Here is a 19,623-nt window from a genome sequence, read left to right on the forward strand (position 1 = left end):
TTTCGGGAATTTAGTATTAAAATGCTAAATGTTTTTCTGCAAAAAATTGAACACAAAGTGCACAAAAATTTTTATTAAAAACTGTTTTAGGTTCACAAAGGCGCTTCGCTTATAAAAGTTTTGATATTATATTTTAGACAAGTGTTGAATAGAAGCGTCAGCGCATAAGTGATTGCAGCGGCATCCTTTTTCTGGATTGGGAAAAGCCTTGGCAGAAAAAGATATAGCCCTTCGCCAAGCTCAGGATAAACTTCAGCACGACCCAATAAAAAAGCGGTAAAACTTACCGCTCTATATTTATTTCTTTTTGTTTCTTGCTTGTTCCTGCAATTTTTGTTGCTCTTGTGCTTTCTCCATCATTTCTCTCATTCTCTTTTGGAACTTACCTTCTTTCTTAGGCTCTTTCTTTTTGTTTTCCTGAATCTGAGCGTGGATCTTTTTCTCGTCCAGGATGAAATACTTGATGACCAAGATAATCACGATGTTAATCGCATTGGATACAAAATAGTACCAAGATAGACCAGACGCAGAGCTATTCAGGAAGAATAAGAACGTGATCGGGAAGATGTACATCAAGACCTTCATATTCGGCATCCCTTCTTGTTGAGGCTGCTGAATGTTACCTGATGTCATGATCGTATAAATCAAGATCACAACGGTACAAGCCAAAGCAAATACACTCAAGTGATTTCCTAACAACGGAATGTTGGTTCCCCAACTGATGATATCGTCATAAGCCGTCAAATCCGGAACGAACCAGAAGCTTTTCCCTCTAAGGTCCAGCATATTCGGGAAGAATCGAAATAGTGCATAGAACAACGGGATCTGAACCAGCGCCGGCAAACAACCCGCCATCTGATTCACGCCGGCCTTCCTATAGACCGCCATTGTTTCCTGTTGTTTTTTCATCGGGTCTGCATCCTTGAACTTGGCATTAACCTCATCAATTTCCGGACGAATAACCTTCATCATTGCACTTAGTTTGTGCTGTTTGAACATTACCGGAGACAAAATCAATTTCACGATGATCGTCATCCAGAAAATGGCCCAACCTGCTGCGATCCCCCAGCCTGAAAGCAAATTGTATAACGGAATAAATACATATCTGTTCAATGAACCGATGAATGACCAGCCTAACGGCAGAATCTCATCAAAGTTCTTGTCATAAGATTTAAGAAGGTCGATATCCAAAGGCATAAAATACCAAGTAAAATCCTGATTCAACTCGTTTCCGGCCAAGTTTACCTGGCCATCATAATTGAATTTTTTCAGGTATTCGCCTTCCGGAATAGCTTCCTGGAAACCTTTAGATTTTGTAAAACCATTTTTAGCCTCGATAACTGCGGAGAAAAACTGTTGCTTGATACCAATCCAGTTAAGTGTTTCGTCCGGCTCATCCATATCAGAACGAGCGTCGTAATCGTAATCTTTATAATTATTGAACGCATAAGCAAACTCGGTGTGAGTTTCTTCCTGCGAACGTCCTTTTTCTGCACTTCTTACGTTGTAATTCCAGATGAAATTAGCTTTACCATCATTCACAACACTAGCCAGGCCTTGTGTTTTCACTTGAAAATCAACAGTATATTTAGCTTTTAGCGTATAGATGAATTGGATAACGGCGTTCCCAACTTTAGAGTTAAGTGTTACTACATTTCCTGCAACTTGTGGTGCAAACACCAAATCTTTTGTATTGAAAACCTTACCTGCTTTATCCGTGAATTGGAATCCGTAACTTGCATTATTGTTGCTGAAAAGATATAATGGTTTTCCGCCAAACGCCTCGAATTTATTCAGTCTCACAGAACTCAATTGCCCACCAACACTAGAGAACTCAAGAGATAACTCATCATTCTGAAGGTTTACTTTCTGAACAGAATTTGGTGTTACAGTAGCCGCATTCAGGTTGGTTGCAGCAGGTTTGGATTTTATAGTCTGCTCTGTTTTTTTAGCTTCCAGAGCTAATTTTTCTTGTTCGGCCTGTGCATTTCGGTTTTGGAAATAAAACATAAAACCGATGAGAATCATAGAAAAAATACCGAAGCTAATCAGTTGTTTTTTGTCTAATCCGTTGTTTTGTTGCATTATAGAATTGAGTTTAAAGTTTAAGGTCAATGATTTGAAAAGTCTTCGAGAACCTCAGACTGACATTTCAGAAACCTACATCATTTTGGTCTGCAAAAATAGGTTTTATTTTTCAGATTCCGTTATAAAGACGAATGGCCCAGAGAAATACTTTGAGCCATTCATTAATTTATGATTTATTCTTAACCGTTGCGCTGATAAAAGCTTTGAACAATGGATGCGGTGTAGCCACTGTACTTTTATATTCCGGATGATATTGGACACCAACGTAGAACGGATGGTCTTTCAGTTCCAGAGTTTCTACGAGATCCGTCTCAGGATTCAGCCCGCTTGGCGTTAATCCTTTATCCTCGAAGTCTTTTTTATAATCACTATTGAACTCATATCTGTGACGATGGCGTTCAGAAATGGTTTTCGCACCATAAACTTCTGCCAGTTTGGAACCCGTTTTCAAAGCACATTTCCAAGCGCCAAGACGCATAGTGCCGCCTTTGTCTACCACATTTTTCTGCTCTTCCATCAAAGAAATCACCGGGTCTGGTGTAGAAGTATCGAACTCCATACTGTTGGCTTTGGTCAGTCCCAGAACATTTCTGGCGAATTCTATCGTCATGATCTGCATTCCCAGACAAATTCCCAACAAAGGTACCTTGTTCTCTCTTGCATATTTAGCTGCCTGGATCTTGCCTTCGATACCTCTGTCTCCGAAACCTGGTGCAATCAAGATCCCATCAACACCATTCAATAGTTTTTCGGCACCTTCCTGTTCGATATCACCACTGTAAACCCATCTTACCTTCACTTCGGTTTCCATATCAGAACCAGCGTGGATAAACGCTTCGGCAATGGATTTATAAGAATCCTGAAGCGAAACATATTTTCCAACCAATGCAATTTCCACACTTCGTTTCGGGTTTTTATATTTTTTAAGGAATGATTTCCAGTCTTTCAGGTTGACATCTTTTCCTACGGGTAGATTCAGCTCTTTAAGAACCACTTCATCAAAATTCTGTTTCTGAAGATATAGTGGAACTTCATAAATTGTATCCATATCGATACATTCGATGACGTTTTCCAGTCCTACGTTGCAGAACTGAGCCAGTTTCGAACGTAAATCTTTCGGAATGGTGTGTTCCGTTCTACAAACCAAAACGTCCGCCTGAATCCCGCTTTCCATCAGTTGACGAACAGAATGTTGAGAAGGTTTGGTCTTCAATTCACCACTTGATGACAAATAGGGCAACAATGTCAAATGAATAACCATAGAATTATTCTTGCCTAATTCCCATTGTAACTGGCGAACACTTTCTATATAAGGTAGAGATTCTATATCGCCTACAGTTCCACCAATTTCGGTAATAATGATGTCGTAATCTTTCTTGGAAAGGATTTTTATTCTGCGCTTGATTTCATTGGTAATGTGCGGAATTACCTGAACGGTCTTTCCTAGAAAATCTCCTTTTCGTTCCTTTTCAATAACCGTCTGGTAAATCCTTCCGGTTGTAACGTTGTTGTTTTGAGAAGTTGGCGAATCCAGAAAACGCTCGTAATGCCCAAGGTCCAGGTCTGTTTCTGCGCCATCTTCGGTCACATAACATTCGCCGTGCTCATAGGGATTTAGGGTTCCGGGATCGATGTTGATATAAGGGTCCAGCTTTTGGATGGTAACTTTGAAACCGCGGGATTTAAGAAGAAGTCCCAAAGATGCGGAAACAATACCCTTACCAAGTGACGATGTTACACCTCCTGTCACAAAGATGTATTTCGTTTCTTTTTTACTCATTAGATTAGGTTTGTGCAAAGTTAAAGCATCTGGACTTAAAAAACAATTTTAGGGGAACAATTAGGGTTTTGTTAACGATTAATAAATATAGCAAAGTCCCAAAAAATTTAAATAAAATCTGTGTTTATAAGTCGCAAAGTTTGCATCATACTGAAAATTTGAATTACCCGCAGCCCGGCTTGAGTGGAGCTCTTTTTCTTTTTGAGAAAAAGAAAAAAGCGGGAACGGAAGACGGATTAAGCTGCCCAAATAATAAAAACCCACACCAATTATTGATGCAGGTTTTTCTCATATTTATGAAGAAGAATTATTTCTTGATAACCTTGAACGTTTTTATTTTTCCGTCTTTGGTTGTTGCTTTCACAACGTAAGTTCCTGTAATTAATGTTGATAAATCCAATTGAACTTTCGATTGATTAAGACTTGTGAAGCTTCTCACCAATTTACCTTCAATATTGTAAACTGAAACATTGGTTACATCTTTCTCACTTACAAGATTCAGAATATCTTTTACCGGGTTCGGATAATAACTCACTGATTTTGAATTAACATCATCTACACCAAGAGATTCTTTCACATCCAATGTGTAATCCTCTGCCTGACCGTAACCGTAGATTGAGTTGTCGCAAGGTGTCGTGATAGATGCATCCCAGTTCAGCATCACTCTCATTCTTGCTTTACCTACTGTTGCCGTAGAAGGAACTGCAATGTTACCAGTAATCTGAGCACCATCCATTCCATCAGAAGTCATTGCGCCTACTTCATAGATTTCACCGGCGTCTGTAAACACACCGTTTTGATTCCAGTCTACGAAAACTGTTGCATAATCGTAACCAGTATTGGTGTTAGCTTCTATAGCGATTGGATATTCGCTGCCCTGGTACACTTCTCCCACTTTGTCCAGATAATATTCGTTAGCCTGACTAGAATATGGGTCTGATGCATTATCGATTCCTGCAAACTGAACTTTTGTAATAGCATCTACTCCGAATTGTGGTGTTACAGAACAATAGACATCATTAACAGTCACTTGGAAAGAACATACATAAACGATTTTTCCATCTGCATCCACCAAATTGTGGACAACGTTTGTCACACCAATCGGGAACTGGGAACCGGACTCGTAACCAGAAACCAACACGGTCTGCAATCCTGTAGAAGATGATGAACCACAAGTCACCGGCAATGTATAATTAACAACTGCTGAAGTTTCCGAAGCACTTGATATTGTTGTTTCGATATTGTCAGGACAAGTGATCGAACAATCGTTACTGCTTAATAAAAGATTATTGAGGTTAATTGCCCAACCAGCAGCAAAGAATGGCGGAATAGAATTATCAAACCCTGCAATAAAATTTCCGTTTGCAGAAATCCCCATTGCTGTTCCTAATTTTCCGTCAAAAGTTGTAACAGCTACATTCTGGCTCGTTAAAATATCTTTCAGGAAAACAGGATTGGAGCTCAAAGAAGGATGATAGATAATTACTTCTCTATTTCCAGCCTGTCCTGCGTAACCTACTGCAATCCCATTTTCCGAGATGGATGTGAATGTAGCAGAATCATATCCTGCCGGCACATTGAATGATTTGAAAACCCCTGTATTGATATCATAGATGAAAGGCTTATAATCCTTGCTTCCTACAACTTGTCCTGCATCATTGATATCAGCCGCTTCGCCATATCCCAGCTCACCGATATAATGTACAACACCATCCGGCGTATAATAGACAGGAATCCAATACGTACTTCCGTTGATAGAATATTTATTCACAAATCCAGCTACAATTCCCGAACTGTTAATTCCTTCTCCTCTTCCGTACTCAAAAGAACCGTCACCGTCCAGTTTTTTAATTGTTCCTGCTTCTGTATCATAGATGTAGGCATAACTGCCAGAAACATCTACTGAGATTTGTCCCGTTACATATTTGCTGTTTTCAGAAATAGCATTGGCACTACTGAACCAACTGTTTCCCGGAACATCCCCTGGAAAATAGCCTATAGCTGTCCAAGTCCCATTTTTTCTATAGCCGGCTTGGCCAATGCTTTCCCCCTCTTCTGTTGTGAAAGCCATTGTTCCCGCGACATCTCCAGAGCTATTAAGCCGGTTAGTAGCTTCCCCTCCTTCTGTTGGTGTAGTAATACCAGTAGCAAAATCATAGTAGGCACCAGAGTGAATCCCTTTCCCGCTGTCATTGATATCATAAAGACGCGATCCCATGCCATCCAGAACTTTCAGTTCTATCTGCTGGGCATTGATCTCTGACATTGTCATAATGCCCAGGAAAAGTAAGTAAACTTTTTTCATAATAAATAATTAATATTAATAGTAATTTTTCTTCTGCAGAAATAATGATATTGTTTTAAAAACTCTTTTACAATGTTATATCTTAATGATGTCAATTCCTAAAGTTTATCTTTTATAATTCGTGAATTTCTAAAATATAAAAACTTTAAAATATTAATTATCAATAATTTACACAAACAAACTTATTAGTACTTTTTCGATAAAGAATTATTAAAATTCATCAAAATAACAAATAAAAAAACTATTTTTGTAGTATGTTCAGGGTATTTTTTTTGTGGTTGATGGTCTATTCCGGCGTTATTTTGACATCGGCGCAAAGCAATCCAGAAACTTTGCAACTTCTCGACAAAGCTTACAAAAGTCTTTACGAAAACCCGGACAATGCTTTCCAGATTCTTCAGAATATTGATGAAAATAAGGAACCGGAGCTCATCAAACAACGTGTTAAAATCATATTGTCAAGAGCCTATAATTTCAAAGGCGAATATGCCAAATCCATAGAGCAGTCCATTGATAAAAATCTGAACGAAAATAGAAACGACAACAATTCCCTCTATGCCGATTACGCTTTAGCTCAGCAATATCAATCACTTAGACTTTACAAACAGTCGATAAGGATCTCTCAGAATCTTGTCGATAAAGCTTCGAAGATAAAGTCCCAGAATTATCCGGAGAACCTGATGGCGTACATCTATCAACTGAATGCCTCCAATCTGATGGTTCAGAAAAAGCTGAAAGAAGCCGAGGAAAACCTGAGGCAAAGTAACGCATTGCTAAAAGATCCTGATGAAGATTTTTTAATTTCCATTGAAAACCAAATCTATCAGACTTTCATTTATATTACTCAAAATCAAATTGATAAAGCCGAAAACATTGTTAATGATATAGAGGCAAAGCTTAATAAAAATCCTCAGTACATTTTCCTGAGAGCTTTCAATCTTGATAATCTTGGAAGAATCTATTTCCTCAAAAAAGATTACGCTGGATCTGCCGAACATCTTAACAAGGCTCTGGAATTAATTCAAAATTCCAGTTACAATCCTTTGAAAAACAGGATCTATGATGATTTGTCCAAGAATTATCTGGCTTTGAAAAATGATAAACTATACCAGCAATATTATTCTGTTTACAAAGAACAGACGGATAAACTCGACCAAAATAAAAAAGAGGCCTTGCGTGATCTGATCAAGCTTAATGAGCAATATGAGACCAAACGAATAGAAAATTCCCACAACAGTTTCGTGAGCAATGTTCTGATTATTTCCGTTGTTTGTCTGATCGGAATTTTAGCGGTCATCTTCATGAGTATTTCTGAGAAGAGAAAGGCCAGATCAATTCAGAAACAAATCGATTTCTACACAAAACAGCAGGATTTTATTAAAAAAATTGATGAAAACAAAACTGTTGTTGAACCAAAAATTGGTAAAATAGATTCAGATATTTCTAAAAAAACGCCACTCATTTCCAAAGAAAAAGAAGCGGATATTCTTTCCCGTCTCGAAGAATTTGAAAAATCAGAAAAATTCCTGAATCGCGATATGTCTCTTGCTGTTCTCGCAGGACAATTGGAAACCAATACAAAATATCTTTCGGAAGTCATCAACAAATACAAAGAAAAAAATTACAACAATTACATCAACGAACTAAGAATCAATTACATTGCCTATCTCCTGAAAACCGATTCTGCTTATCTTAATTATAAAGTAAGTTATTTGGCCGAGAAAGCAGGATTCTCCTCCCACAGTGCATTCACTACAGTTTTCAAGTCTGTAACTGGGATTTCTCCAAACACTTACATCCAACAATTGACCCAGAACAAACAATGAAACGCTACCTTTTCATATTAATTATTTTCTCATTTGCCGGGATTTTCAAATCCCAGTACAACGAGCAATTGTATAAAAAGGCACTTTCCGACATTTACCAAAACCCTGATAACTCCCAGAAAATAGCTCAGGAAATGTTGAAAGATGAGAAAAACCCGGACAACCTCATCAAGCTTTACAAACTGATGTCACATTCTTACATTTCAAAAAGGGATTTTGACAAATCGCTGGATTGGATCCTGAAGATGAAAGAACTAAGTAAAAATGTTACCAACCCAGAACAGAAAGTAAAAATCCTAAACGCCACGTCTATACAATATCAGCAGATGGGACTCAACAGCAAGACCTTGGAAATCCTGGATGAATCTTATCAAATTTGCAATCAGCTTCCGGACGGAAAATTCAAGACCTATTATCTTGGTCTCAATTCTGCGTTAAGAGGTTTGGTCTATAAATCTCAGGACAACAACGAGCTGGCTTTGGAAAAACTTCTCATCGGTCTGGATTACATAAAAAAAGTCGGAAACTATGATAACGCCATTCCCAACACCAGTGTTTTCCTGTACAATATCGGTTATTGTTATTTTTATCTGAAAAGATATCAAGAAGCTGAAAAGTACTTCCTGAGATCTGCCGAAGTCGCAAAAGCTGCTAATGCAGAAAGTTTAGAAGCCTTCGCTTACAAAGGTCTTTCGGAAAACTTCACTGTTTTGGGAAAACATCAGGAAGCGATAGAGCTTTTGAAAAAATCTGTCAATCTGTCCAAAAAAGTAGGCGACCTTGTCCTGAGCGAAGGAATTTATAAAGGTTTTTCTGACAATTATCTCGCTCTTCAAGATTGGAACAATTATGAAGTGTACAATAAGCTGTACATCGAGACCAAATTTGCAAGAGAACAAAGCGAGCTTGCTTCCCTCAACAAAAGCATCGATGTCCTGAATCAGGAAAACAATAAAAAAATAGAGGAACAAAAAAACAGATTGAGAATCATAAGCTTCATTATTATCGCCATTTCTTCAACCTTGTTTATTTGGTTTCTTCTTAAATTTATCCAGCACAAAAAACGCAACAAATTATTAATAGAAAAGCTCAATCAAATAAACAAAATCACGACCTGAAAAATGAAGAATATTTTTGACCAAAACGACACATCGTATTTCATCAAAAGAATCAATGCGCTCACGGAAGATTCTTTCCCAAAATGGGGTGTAATGTCTGTTGACAAAATGCTGGCCCACTGCAACGTAACGTATGAACTCATCTACGAACAGGAAAAACACAAAAAACCAAATCGTCTAACGAAATGGATTCTGAAACAGTTTGTAAAACCAAAAGTCGTAAACGAGGTACCTTATAAACATAACTCCCCCACTTCTGCAATGTTCGTAATTACAGACAACAAAAGCTTTGAAGAAGAGAAAAAGAGAATTATCGGATTTATCCAGAAAACGCAACAATTGGGAGCAGAAGCTTTTGAAGGTAAGGAAAGTTTCAACTTCGGGAAACTCACCGCAACCGAATGGAACAATATGATGTCCAAACATCTCGATCATCATTTGACACAATTTGGGGTCTAATTTTTAGGGCAGCTTTATCCGCCCTCCGTTCCCGCTTTTTTCTTTTTCTCAGAAAAAGAAAAAGAGCTCCACTCAGGTCGGGCTGCGGGCAATTCAACATTTTAAAATTATGGTTATGAAAAAAGTTTTCTTTCTTTTAGTAATGTTTTTTGGATTTACAGTTTTCAATGCACAAGATATCGAGAAATTAATCAAAAACAACAGCGGGTTTTTCGCAGGAAAAATCGACAATTCTGCCAATCTGAAAGTTCTTTTCGAAACTGTTTCTACAGAAGATCAGGAAAGAGACATTTACAAAGTTTTTGGCTTCTCGGATGTAGAAGGAACAAAAGCTTACTTCGAAGGAACTATAACTTTTGACGCAGAAAAAACAAGAAATGCAAAGGACCAATCTAAAATCTACGATTTGAAATTGTCGGAAAAAGGAAACGGCAAACACAATGGAATTTTCTCCGGAGAATTAATCATCAAAGAATCATCGGACACAAACCAACTGAAATTCGAAGGAACATGGACCAATTATGGAAACACTCTGAAATTTCCTTTTTATTTCAATAACTAAATCAATATAAACAAAAGACACTTCGACAATCTCAGTGTGACATCTCTAACACTAAGCGTTGTCACACTGAGGCTCTCGAAGCCATTCAATAATAAAAATTCTAAAAATGAAACTTTTCACACCCATAACATTCAGAAATATAGAACTGAAAAACCGAATCGTAATGTCGCCAATGTGTATGTATTCCGCAGAAGAAGGCGTTGCGAATGATTTCCACTTTGTTCATTATGGCAGTCGTGCTCAAGGCGGCGTTGGTTTATTAATAACAGAAGCAACCGCAGTAGAACCCCGCGGAAGAATCACGAACAAATGTCTGGGGATCTGGAATGATGAACAAGCTTTAGCCTTGAAAAAAATCGTTGACTTTGTTCATCAGAATTCGGAAAGCAAAATCGGGATCCAGTTGGCTCATGCCGGGCGAAAAGGTTCTGTTTCAGCTGAAACCAACCGACAAATGAGTTTGGAAGATGGTTGGGAAACCATTGCGCCAAGTCCGATTCCGTTTCATCATTCGGAAAGAGTTCCCCACGAATTATCAGTGGAAGAAATCAAAAATCTGGTAGAAGATTTCAGAAAAGCAGCGAAAAGAGCGGTTACCGCTGGATTTGATGTAATAGAAATTCACGGTGCGCATGGCTATTTGATCCATCAATTCTTATCACCACTTTCTAACACCAGAAACGACGAATATGGCGGAAATCCAGAAAACCGGGCAAGATTCCTAATGGAAATCGTGGATGCAGTTAATTCAGAGATCACAGAAAAACAAGCACTTTTCGTAAGAATCTCCGGAACAGAATACGCAGAAAACGGCTGGGAAATCTCCGACAGTGTAGAATTGGCAAAAGTTCTAAAAACCAAGAATGTAGATTTAGTTGATGTTTCCAGTGGTGGAAATATCAATGGCGTAACCATTCCTTTGAGACCTGGTTACCAAGTTCCGTTAGCAGAAGATGTTAAGAGAATTTCAGAAATTGAGACCGGTGCAGTTGGTCTTATCACTTCTGCAGAACAGGCGGAAGAAATCCTTCAAAACGGACAAGCTGATTTGATTTTCCTGGCTAGAGAAATTCTGAGAAATCCATATTTCGCCGTTCAATCTTCCTGGGAAAATGGGGATGATTGCTTTTATCCGCATCAATATCTGAGAGCGAAGCCAACAAAATAAAAACCGCTCTCACAGAAAAGAACGGTTATAAATGAATTTGGGTTTATCATTTTGGAACTACTAAGGTAAAGAATAAGAAAACCTGTCCCAATTTTCCAGCGCTGACTTTTGACAGAATATCAATAAAACTTTCCTTTTCGGAAAGTTTTTGTTTTTACTTAAAATTCAACCTTTTCAGGATAACTTCTCTAAGATGCTCTTCATTGGCATCGCCCCATTCTCCAATTGCTGCGATCACGGGAATCAGCGTTTTACCAAATTCGGTCAAGCTGTACTCTACTTTTGGCGGAACCACGGGATAGATGATCTTGGTCACCAGGTCGTGGTCTTCCAATTCTTTCAGCTGGATATTCAAAACCCGGCGCGAGGCATCCGGTATCTTCCGTTGCAGCTCACTGGGCCTTTTATGCCCTTGATGGATAAACCATAACAGACGGATTTTCCATTTGCCATAAAGTACTTCACCTATCAAATCCAGGCCGCAGTTCAGATTCGGGATTATTTTTCTTTCATACATATTACAAAACTAAACCTATGTTCCGATTTGTACAATAGGGGAAAAATTTATCCCTATATGAATCGTATTTCCGTACTTGTAAGAACTGTTTTTACGCCCCAATTTTGCCCTATAAATATTTAGACAAATGGAACAATTTAATTTCAACAATGAGTTATCCGGCAAGATTGCTTTGGTAACCGGAGGAACAAAAGGAGCAGGCAGAGCCATTGCAGAAAGACTTTTACAAGCGGGGGCAACCGTCATCATTACCGCAAGAAACGCTCCTGAACAAGAAAACAGTCAACTGCATTTTATTGCGGCCGACCTTAGCACGTCAGAGGGCGCCAACAAAGTAATCCGTGAAGTGCTTTCGGCTTATGGCAAGCTAGACATCCTGGTAAACAACCTTGGCGGTTCATCCACGCCTGCCGGAGGCTTTGCCGCATTAACGGATGAAGACTGGGAATCTACACTGCAGGCCAACCTGCTGGCTCCGGTCCGACTGGACAGAGGATTTCTGCCTCAAATGATTGAACACAAGACAGGTGTAATCATTCACATTGCTTCGATACAAGGTATATTACCACTTTACGATTCTACTTTGCCATACGCCGCTTCAAAAGCAGGACTGATTAATTACAGTAAAAGCCTGTCCAACGAAGTGACACCAAAAGGTGTTCGTGTGCTTACTGTTTCACCCGGATGGATCAATACGACAGCATCGGAAGCCTGGTTGGGCGAGATTGCCAGAAATGCCAACAGTACGGTTGAAGAAGCGCAACAAGGGGTAATGGATGCTTTGGGCGGAATCCCTTTCGGAAGACCTGCTGAACCGCAGGAAGTCGCAGAATTTGTTGGCTTTTTAGTTTCTCCAAGAGCAAAATATCTGACAGGAACCAATTTCGTCATTGATGGCGGAACTGTACCGACTATTTAATAACCTTTAAAAATTTAATATGATGAACTTACCAAATGTAATTCAGGAATTAGTAAAAGCAAAAAACAGTTTTGATAGTGCTGCCTTTGCAGAATGTTTTGCAGAGAAAGCCGTAGTTTTTGACGAAGGCAAGACACATACTGGCAGAAAAGAAATCGAGCAATGGATCGATAGATCCAACAAACAACATCAAGATACGCTGGAACCCGTTGATTACGATGAAAAAGAAGATATATTGTCGGCAAAAGTTACTGGGTCATTTCCGGGCAGTCCTCTTGTTTTGAAATTTCATTTGAAGATTGTCGATGGAAAAATTCAGAATCTAAAAGTAACCGAGTAAAACATCTGTCTAAAAAAAACAATGTTTGATGGCGATACAGTGCCCACCTATTTTATGATCTTTAAAAATAAAAAATTATGAACTTACCAAAAGTAGTCGAAGAACTAATAAAAACACAAAACGATTTTGACAGCGCAGCCTATGCCCAATGTTTTACGGAAACAGCAATAGTCTATGACGAGGGCAAAACGCATACAGGCAGAAAAGAAATTGAACAATGGATAGACAAAGCCAATCAGGATTACCGCGCCACAATGAAACCCTTGGAATATTCGGAAACAGAACAGACGCTAAAAACTGAAGTTTCGGGGAATTTCCCGGGAAGCCCGATCACAATGACTTATCATTATGAATTCGAGGACGGATTGATTCAATCGCTAGAAATTGTTTAGGATTAAGTTTTGAATAATTTGTTCGGCTATTGGAAAGTAAATTTGATAAATGATAAAAAGTTTTCAGCAGTTTGGTCAGTTACTTTCTTTTGATAAAAAATCGAAGGAAGCTCTCCTATATCTATCGTCGAAAATATTAAGATTTTTTATCTTCCAAAGAATAGTGTTGTAAAAAAGCTTTCCAAAAAGGAAAGTTTTTTCTTTTTCACAGAAAATCATACCCGCTGTCACATAATGTCACGGTCTGTTTAAAAGATTTGAATTTCCAATATATAACTTTACGCAACAAAAGAATCATATATGGAAAATAATCTATTCTCAAAAATTTTAAACACAGGCATTTTATCAATTGCTGTTTTCAGTTTGACGTTGGTTTCAGGGCAATATCAATCAAAAAAAATCACCGCTTCCACCAGAGAAAGCCGGGCAGAATTCGGAACATCGGTTGCGATCAATGACCAATTCATTGCTGTCGGCGCTTCCAGGGAAGAAGTTGCAAAAGGTGCCGTTTACATTCATCGAAAAAATGGAAGCAATTGGGACTTCAATCAAAAAATTAAAGCCCCAGACGGTGTAGAAATGGCAGAATTCGGTGGGAGTATCAAGTTTGGAACCGATTTTCTTTTGATTGCCGCAGGCAGAGCGGACATCGAAAATACAATCCGGGCCGGAGCTCTGTATGTTTACGATTTGGATTCTAATAATCAATGGAATTTTACAAAGAAATTAGTTGCTTCGGATTATGATAACGATGCTTTGCTGGCTGTCAATCCGACTTCCCTTGCTGTCGATGGAAACACGATCGTTGCAGGAGCTCCTGGATTCAGCAGTTGGAACGGCGCAGTTTACATTTTTGAAAAAAACGGCAATGATTGGGAAGAAACACAGAAAATCACTTCGCCGGAAAGCGTGGATTTTGGAAATTTCGGGATTGGTGTTGGACTTTATGGCGATTATCTTGTGATTGGCGCAAGTGGTGTCAACAACAGTGCAGGAAAAATCTATATTTATAAAAAGAACACTTCCGGAGAATGGATCTTTCATCAAAGTTTAACTTCATCAGATAGTTTTGAGAACTCTTATTTTGGAAATTCGGTTAGTATTTTTGGTAATGAATTGGTAGTAGGCGCCTATACGGAAGCCGACACAGGCAATCCATCAATGGCGTATATTTTCAAATTAAATGATAGTGGAAACTGGGAAGAAATACAGAAGATCCCGAGTTACGAATCTTCCGAACACACTTATTTCGCCTGGATGTGCGAACTGAAAAATGACAAACTTATAATCAGTGCCCCGCATCTTTATGGGACAGACGAAGGAAGAACCCTGCTCTACAAAAAGAACAGCCAAAACGATTGGGAACTGGATCAGGAACTGAAACCTGAAGATGATGTAACCGAGGATTTTTATGGGTGGAGCCTTGCTATGAATGATAATGAAATCATTGTGGGCGCATCCAGAGAAAACTTTGACAATAATGGTGAAAACGAGCTTAACGATGCAGGTTCAGCTTATATATTCACCTCATTAGATCTTGCGACGCATGAAAATGACCTTTCTAAAAATGATGTGAAAATCTATCCAAATCCGGCTAAATATCTCGTCCATATTAAGAGTAAAAAGGAAATTAATTCGGTTGAAATTCTGGACCAATCCGGAAAAAGAATTTCTGAATCCAAAGAATCAAAGATCAATGTTTCTCATCTTTCAAAGGGAATTTACATTCTGAAAATAAAATTCTCGAACGGAAGTTCATCCATTCAGAAACTGATCAAACAATAATTATAAAAACACTTCGGCTTCGCTCAGTGTGACAACTCTAATACTAAATTTATATCTCTAGTGTGTCGGTCTGAGCGTAGTCGAAGAGTTTGAATTATACCATTCACAATCTCATCTTTTTGTTTTTACGATTAATTATATCTATATTTCGTTATCGATTTGACTAGAAGATGAAATTATTTCTGAAAATAACCTCAATAATTGTACTTTTTATTCTGCCTTCCACAATATCCGGGCAGTCCGAAAAAGAATATGAAGTCATCATCGATTCTGCTATTCAGAAGATGTTCAGAAAAGAACATACGAAATCTCTGGAAATGCTGATTCGGGTAAAAACGGTTGCCGAACAGAAGAAGTGGGCAAAGCAAAACTTCCGAGCAACGAATAACATCGGACTGAATTATTATCTGATGACGGACTTTGGCGAAGCTTTGAAATATTATCTCGAAGCTTATGATATCGCGACCAATATGCCAGACAAAAAGCATGTGATGACGGTTGTTAATAATATTGCAGTCCTTTATTTTCAGGAAAAGAACAACAAAAAAGCCTACGAATATTTCCTAAAAGCTTATCAGACAGCAAAAGAAAACAACCGGAATGATAAAGCCGGCGCTTATGCCGTAAATCTCGGTTTGGTGTTGAATAAATTGAAGAAAGTCAACGAAGCTTACAAATACATTCAGGAAGCGGAAACCCTGACCAAAGACGACCCGAAAGTCAACATCATGTACAAGATGGCTTTGGCAGAAAATCTTTATCTCAAGAAAAAATATAAAGAATCCGAAGCTATCATTGACAATCTGATTCCACAGCTTCAATCACCTGATGAAAATGAAAATCTGGTTTTCCTTCTCCTGATAAAAGCTCAGATCAATGAGAAAAAAGGTGATCTTACCTCAGCAAAATCTTTGGCTTTGCAGGCCAGAAAACTTTCTCCAAATATCAATAACAGAGAAGAGGTTTACAATTACCTTTCAAAAATCAATGCCGAAACCAAGAATTATGATGAGTCTTTGAAATATAAAGATTCGGTCATTATTGCAAATGATTCGATTTCGAAAATTAATAATTCGGCGCTGTTCAATAATGGTAAAATCAAGTTCGAAATGCAGAATTACCAGTTCGAACTCAAAGAAAGCCATCAACGTTTGAAAGATGAGAGGAAAATATTCTACATCATTATCGCTTCTGCCGTCATCATCATTTTGCTGGTGCTTCTTTTCCTTTATAATAACTCGATAAAATACAAACAGCAGAAAAAGATCACGCAGCTGGAATTTGAGAAAAAGCAAAGCGACAACCTGATTCTGACTCAACAACTGAAAGAGCAGGAAACTCTATCCTTACTGGAAAAAGAGCGTCTTAAAAACGAAATCGAGCAACAAAACCGCCAGCTCACTTCACAAGCTTTAACCATCTCCAGCAGAAATGAAGTAGTAGAAGAAATCATTGAAGCGATCGTCAATCAACCGGAGATCTCTAACAATTCCAAATTGGTCAACTCTATCAAGGATTTGAAAATTCAGCTTAAAAGCAATAATCAATGGGATAGTTTTTTCAAACATTTTGAAGGTGTCAATCAGAATTTCATCACCACTTTGAAAGAAAGACATCCGGATCTGAGTTCTTCCGAAATCAGATTCATCTGTTATGTTTATATGAATCTGAGTCATAAAGAAATTGCCTCGATTCTCAACATCAGTCCGGAATCCTGCAGAAAAAGAAAGGAAAGAATCAGCAAAAAACTCAATCTTCCCGACAAAATAAACTTATATGACTATATATCAGCAATATAGATAAAACCATGTCACGCAGAAATTGGATTGATGTCACGTAATGTCACGCCTTTATTGATAGATTTTTTTTGATTTATCATCAATTTTACATCAATAAAATTTTTGAATATGAAGAAAATATTAACTCTATTTTTATTGGCAATCTGCTCCAGCCTTTCTACAAAGTTGGCGGCTCAGTTGTCATTTTTAACTTCCCCAGATTATGGACAAGTGTTTGATGTGACTTATGACCCTATCAAGCCAGATGTTTTGTACGCCAATACAGTAACTAATCACATTGTGAAAAGTTCTGATAATGGAAAAAACTGGGAAGTTTTGTATTCTTTCCCATTAGACATAAGTTTGGGAACGATCAAGGACCTGCGATGGACACTGGACCAGAAATACCTCAGTTTTATTGTGACTGCCGAAGGAACCACTCATAATCAGGTGATCATCATCGACCCAGCCAATGGAAACGTGATCAAAAGGATAGATTCTCCGAACGGGAATATGTCCGGCAACCTGATAATGTCCTATTCTGTTACAGGAAACGATTACGAGAACATTCTTCTGCATACGACCTATATGTACAATTTTGGTCTTGTAACTGATGTTTTTTACACCAAAAATGGCGGAGACAGCTGGCAAAAAGTTTATACAAGTTCTAATAATGACGGTGTTCACATCAATAATGTTGCGATAAATCCGAACAACCCTAATAAGCTTTTCCTGGCAAGAGGATTTTCTCCCGGCGAAAAAAACGGTGGATTATTTGTTTCGGTCAATGGCGGAGTAACCTGGACAGAAAAAATTGCTGGTACTAATTATTCTGCGATAACATTTGACCCGGCAGATTCTCAAAAGATGTTTTTGGGATCGTTCTACCTAACAGAGACCCAGACCGAAAATCTTTACAGATCTACAGACGGCGGCGAAAGCTGGAACATTGTTCCCATCACTTGGACCACACTTTCTACAAACAGCATACAAAAGATCGTCATCAATCCAAAAAACACTAATGATATCATGGTTCTCGAAGAAAATGAGATCGTGATCTCAAAAGACGGCGGAAACACCTGGACGAATTATGTTTATCCGAACAATGATCTGGAAAATAAATATTATTACGGACTGAATGCAACCTATAATCCTTCGAACAGCAATGAAGTGATCATCAGTTCCAATTATTACCCTTTCCATTCTTTGGATGGCGGAATTACATTGTCGAGATTCAAAAATCCGTTTGCGAACAACACCGACAGAGTCACCTTTCATAAAAATTCGGAAAAGCATTTGTATTATGGCTTGAGAAGAGGTTTCATCCATCAGGATTTCCAGACCGGACAAGAAACAGGAATTGGACTTATGGCCATCAACTTCTTTCCGAATTTCAGAAGTACCGGCCTCTATGCTGACCCGTTGGTTGCAGGAAGAGTTTATGTCACCTCAAGCAATTTCATGGGTTCTACCTTTGCTGTAAGCACCAATCACGGCGCCAATTATTCTACAGGTTACAGTGATTATGGATTGAATATTATGAGAGTCGCCACATCCAAATCGAACACCAATCATTCCTGGGTTTCTTTCGATGAGACTGTAAGGAAATTTGATTTCACCGATATGAGCGGAATCACAAGTCAAGAAGTGATGCTGCCTTCATTCGGACCTGTTTTCGGAATCAGCATTGATGAAACTAATGAGAATAATGTGATTCTTTCCCAGAATAACAATGTTTACAGAACCACAGACGGCGGACAAAACTGGACACCATCAGAAAGCGGATTGGAAATACTGGAAAGCAATGCCGATTTCATTTATGACATTAACAAAAATCCTTTCAACAAAGACCAACTGCTTTTGTCTACCACTCAGGGAATCTTTATATCTAATGATGCCGGAGTGAAGTGGACCCAAATCTATAGTGGTAATGTCATCAACAGAGCCGAATTTTCGCCTTATAAAAACGGTGCTATCGTGGCAACCTCCAATTTTATGAACGGAAGCGGCGAAGGTTATGTTTATCCGCCTTCGCAAGTGAGAATCATTTATTCAACTAATTCCGGACAAACCTGGAATGAAGTTGCTCCTGAGAAATTGGGTTATCTTTTCTCAGAATCTTCTGCAATTGATTTTCTGGATGATGAAAAAGCTGATATCTACTTCAGTACGTCAGATCTAGGATTGATAAAATATCAGATCAGTCTGGAAACTTTGGGAACAAATAATAATTCTTTATCAAAGGCAGATTTAATCATTTATCCAAATCCAACTTCGGATTACATCAACATCGCCAGTGACAAAGTCAAAGAAACAGCGATTGCAGATTTCACAGGAAAAACCGTATTGAAGTCAACTTCGAAAACAATCGATCTATCGAATCTCCCAAAAGGAGTTTACATCCTGAACGCAACACTGGAAAACGGAAAATCTATCTCGAAAAAAGTGATTAAAAACTAAAATTTCTTCATATCAGGAAAGAGACTTAGCAATTTTGTTAAGTCTCTTTTGTTTTTAGATAAAAGATTGGTCTCATATTTCCTATTCTAATAAAACCAAACTCTATTTCGTTATATTTGTTAACAG

At 38.3% G+C, this 19,623-nt stretch carries 15 protein-coding genes; 11 read left to right on the forward strand and 4 right to left on the reverse strand.

All coding sequences use genetic code 11. From position 1 onward, the window contains the following. Positions 1–297: 297 nt before the first annotated feature. From yidC to K319_RS0116405, 3 genes are all read right to left on the reverse strand, one after another. The gene (gene yidC / locus K319_RS0116395; protein WP_027384587.1) at positions 298–2,085 is read right to left on the reverse strand and encodes a membrane protein insertase YidC; all 1,788 of its coding nucleotides are present in this window, start codon (positions 2,083–2,085) and stop codon (positions 298–300) included. Between the two features lie 169 nt (positions 2,086–2,254). Next, a complete protein-coding gene (locus K319_RS0116400; RefSeq protein ID WP_027384588.1) occupies positions 2,255–3,868 on the reverse strand; it encodes a CTP synthase in 1,614 nt (537 codons plus the stop codon). A 307-nt stretch (positions 3,869–4,175) separates the two neighbouring features. Further along, positions 4,176–6,173 carry a GEVED domain-containing protein gene (locus K319_RS0116405; RefSeq protein ID WP_027384589.1) on the reverse strand — a complete coding sequence of 666 codons (1,998 nt, stop codon included), beginning with the start codon at positions 6,171–6,173 and terminating at the stop codon, positions 4,176–4,178. Between the two features lie 254 nt (positions 6,174–6,427). Between K319_RS0116405 and K319_RS20645 the strand changes: the two genes are divergently transcribed. The 5 genes from K319_RS20645 to namA all read left to right on the forward strand — a co-directional run bounded on the left by K319_RS20645 (position 6,428) and on the right by namA (position 11,306). After that, a complete protein-coding gene (locus K319_RS20645) occupies positions 6,428–7,999 on the forward strand; it encodes a helix-turn-helix domain-containing protein (protein ID WP_051230764.1) in 1,572 nt (523 codons plus the stop codon). After that, positions 7,996–9,117: a tetratricopeptide repeat protein gene (locus K319_RS0116415; protein WP_027384590.1), complete on the forward strand. Its 1,122-nt coding sequence runs from the start codon at positions 7,996–7,998 to the stop codon at positions 9,115–9,117. Before K319_RS20645 ends, K319_RS0116415 begins: the two co-directional genes overlap by 4 nt. Positions 9,118–9,120: 3 nt before the next feature. Then, on the forward strand, positions 9,121–9,576 hold the full coding sequence (locus K319_RS0116420) for a DUF1569 domain-containing protein (RefSeq protein ID WP_027384591.1): 456 nt from the start codon (positions 9,121–9,123) through the stop codon (positions 9,574–9,576). 115 nt (positions 9,577–9,691) lie between these two features. Next, positions 9,692–10,138: a hypothetical protein gene (locus tag K319_RS0116425; protein ID WP_156907120.1), complete on the forward strand. Its 447-nt coding sequence runs from the start codon at positions 9,692–9,694 to the stop codon at positions 10,136–10,138. Between the two features lie 106 nt (positions 10,139–10,244). Further along, positions 10,245–11,306 (forward strand): NADPH dehydrogenase NamA, encoded by a 1,062-nt coding sequence (gene namA / locus K319_RS0116430; protein WP_034671999.1) that lies wholly within the window; start codon positions 10,245–10,247, stop codon positions 11,304–11,306. A gap of 154 nt (positions 11,307–11,460) precedes the next feature. On the opposite strand, the gene K319_RS0116435 is transcribed toward namA, so the two are convergent. Beyond that, positions 11,461–11,823 carry a winged helix-turn-helix transcriptional regulator gene (locus K319_RS0116435; RefSeq protein WP_027384594.1) on the reverse strand — a complete coding sequence of 121 codons (363 nt, stop codon included), beginning with the start codon at positions 11,821–11,823 and terminating at the stop codon, positions 11,461–11,463. Positions 11,824–11,950: 127 nt separating this feature from the next. On the opposite strand from K319_RS0116435, the gene K319_RS0116440 reads away from it, so the two are divergent. From K319_RS0116440 to K319_RS0116470, 6 genes are all read left to right on the forward strand, one after another. Continuing rightward, positions 11,951–12,742 carry an SDR family oxidoreductase gene (locus tag K319_RS0116440; RefSeq protein WP_027384595.1) on the forward strand — a complete coding sequence of 264 codons (792 nt, stop codon included), beginning with the start codon at positions 11,951–11,953 and terminating at the stop codon, positions 12,740–12,742. A 19-nt stretch (positions 12,743–12,761) separates the two neighbouring features. Further along, complete coding sequence (locus tag K319_RS0116445) at positions 12,762–13,082, forward strand: nuclear transport factor 2 family protein (RefSeq protein ID WP_235696127.1); 321 nt, start codon at positions 12,762–12,764, stop codon at positions 13,080–13,082. 77 nt (positions 13,083–13,159) lie between these two features. Next, the gene (locus K319_RS0116450; protein ID WP_027384597.1) at positions 13,160–13,474 is read left to right on the forward strand and encodes a nuclear transport factor 2 family protein; all 315 of its coding nucleotides are present in this window, start codon (positions 13,160–13,162) and stop codon (positions 13,472–13,474) included. A 300-nt stretch (positions 13,475–13,774) separates the two neighbouring features. Beyond that, positions 13,775–15,259 carry a T9SS type A sorting domain-containing protein gene (locus K319_RS0116460; protein WP_027384598.1) on the forward strand — a complete coding sequence of 495 codons (1,485 nt, stop codon included), beginning with the start codon at positions 13,775–13,777 and terminating at the stop codon, positions 15,257–15,259. A gap of 170 nt (positions 15,260–15,429) precedes the next feature. Beyond that, positions 15,430–17,058: a tetratricopeptide repeat protein gene (locus K319_RS0116465; RefSeq protein ID WP_027384599.1), complete on the forward strand. Its 1,629-nt coding sequence runs from the start codon at positions 15,430–15,432 to the stop codon at positions 17,056–17,058. A 108-nt stretch (positions 17,059–17,166) separates the two neighbouring features. After that, positions 17,167–19,497 carry a T9SS type A sorting domain-containing protein gene (locus K319_RS0116470; RefSeq protein WP_027384600.1) on the forward strand — a complete coding sequence of 777 codons (2,331 nt, stop codon included), beginning with the start codon at positions 17,167–17,169 and terminating at the stop codon, positions 19,495–19,497. The last annotated feature ends 126 nt before the right edge of the window (positions 19,498–19,623 follow it).

The organism is Epilithonimonas caeni DSM 17710 (assembly GCF_000426465.1).
Classification (GTDB): Bacteria; Bacteroidota; Bacteroidia; order Flavobacteriales; family Weeksellaceae; genus Epilithonimonas; species Epilithonimonas caeni.

Bases quoted from the DNA above. Each gene is read 5' to 3' on its own strand.
- yidC (WP_027384587.1), bottom strand. From the start codon at position 2,085: ATGCAACAAAACAACGGATTAGACAAAAAACAACTGATTAGCTTCGGT.
- K319_RS0116435 (WP_027384594.1), bottom strand. From the start codon at position 11,823: ATGTATGAAAGAAAAATAATCCCGAATCTGAACTGCGGCCTGGATTTG.
- K319_RS0116420 (WP_027384591.1), top strand. From the start codon at position 9,121: ATGAAGAATATTTTTGACCAAAACGACACATCGTATTTCATCAAAAGA.
- K319_RS0116450 (WP_027384597.1), top strand. From the start codon at position 13,160: ATGAACTTACCAAAAGTAGTCGAAGAACTAATAAAAACACAAAACGAT.
- K319_RS0116415 (WP_027384590.1), top strand. From the start codon at position 7,996: ATGAAACGCTACCTTTTCATATTAATTATTTTCTCATTTGCCGGGATT.
- K319_RS0116465 (WP_027384599.1), top strand. From the start codon at position 15,430: ATGAAATTATTTCTGAAAATAACCTCAATAATTGTACTTTTTATTCTG.
- K319_RS0116470 (WP_027384600.1), top strand. From the start codon at position 17,167: ATGAAGAAAATATTAACTCTATTTTTATTGGCAATCTGCTCCAGCCTT.
- K319_RS0116425 (WP_156907120.1), top strand. From the start codon at position 9,692: ATGAAAAAAGTTTTCTTTCTTTTAGTAATGTTTTTTGGATTTACAGTT.
- K319_RS0116405 (WP_027384589.1), bottom strand. From the start codon at position 6,173: ATGAAAAAAGTTTACTTACTTTTCCTGGGCATTATGACAATGTCAGAG.
- K319_RS0116400 (WP_027384588.1), bottom strand. From the start codon at position 3,868: ATGAGTAAAAAAGAAACGAAATACATCTTTGTGACAGGAGGTGTAACA.
- K319_RS0116460 (WP_027384598.1), top strand. From the start codon at position 13,775: ATGGAAAATAATCTATTCTCAAAAATTTTAAACACAGGCATTTTATCA.
- K319_RS0116445 (WP_235696127.1), top strand. From the start codon at position 12,762: ATGATGAACTTACCAAATGTAATTCAGGAATTAGTAAAAGCAAAAAAC.
- namA (WP_034671999.1), top strand. From the start codon at position 10,245: ATGAAACTTTTCACACCCATAACATTCAGAAATATAGAACTGAAAAAC.
- K319_RS20645 (WP_051230764.1), top strand. From the start codon at position 6,428: ATGTTCAGGGTATTTTTTTTGTGGTTGATGGTCTATTCCGGCGTTATT.
- K319_RS0116440 (WP_027384595.1), top strand. From the start codon at position 11,951: ATGGAACAATTTAATTTCAACAATGAGTTATCCGGCAAGATTGCTTTG.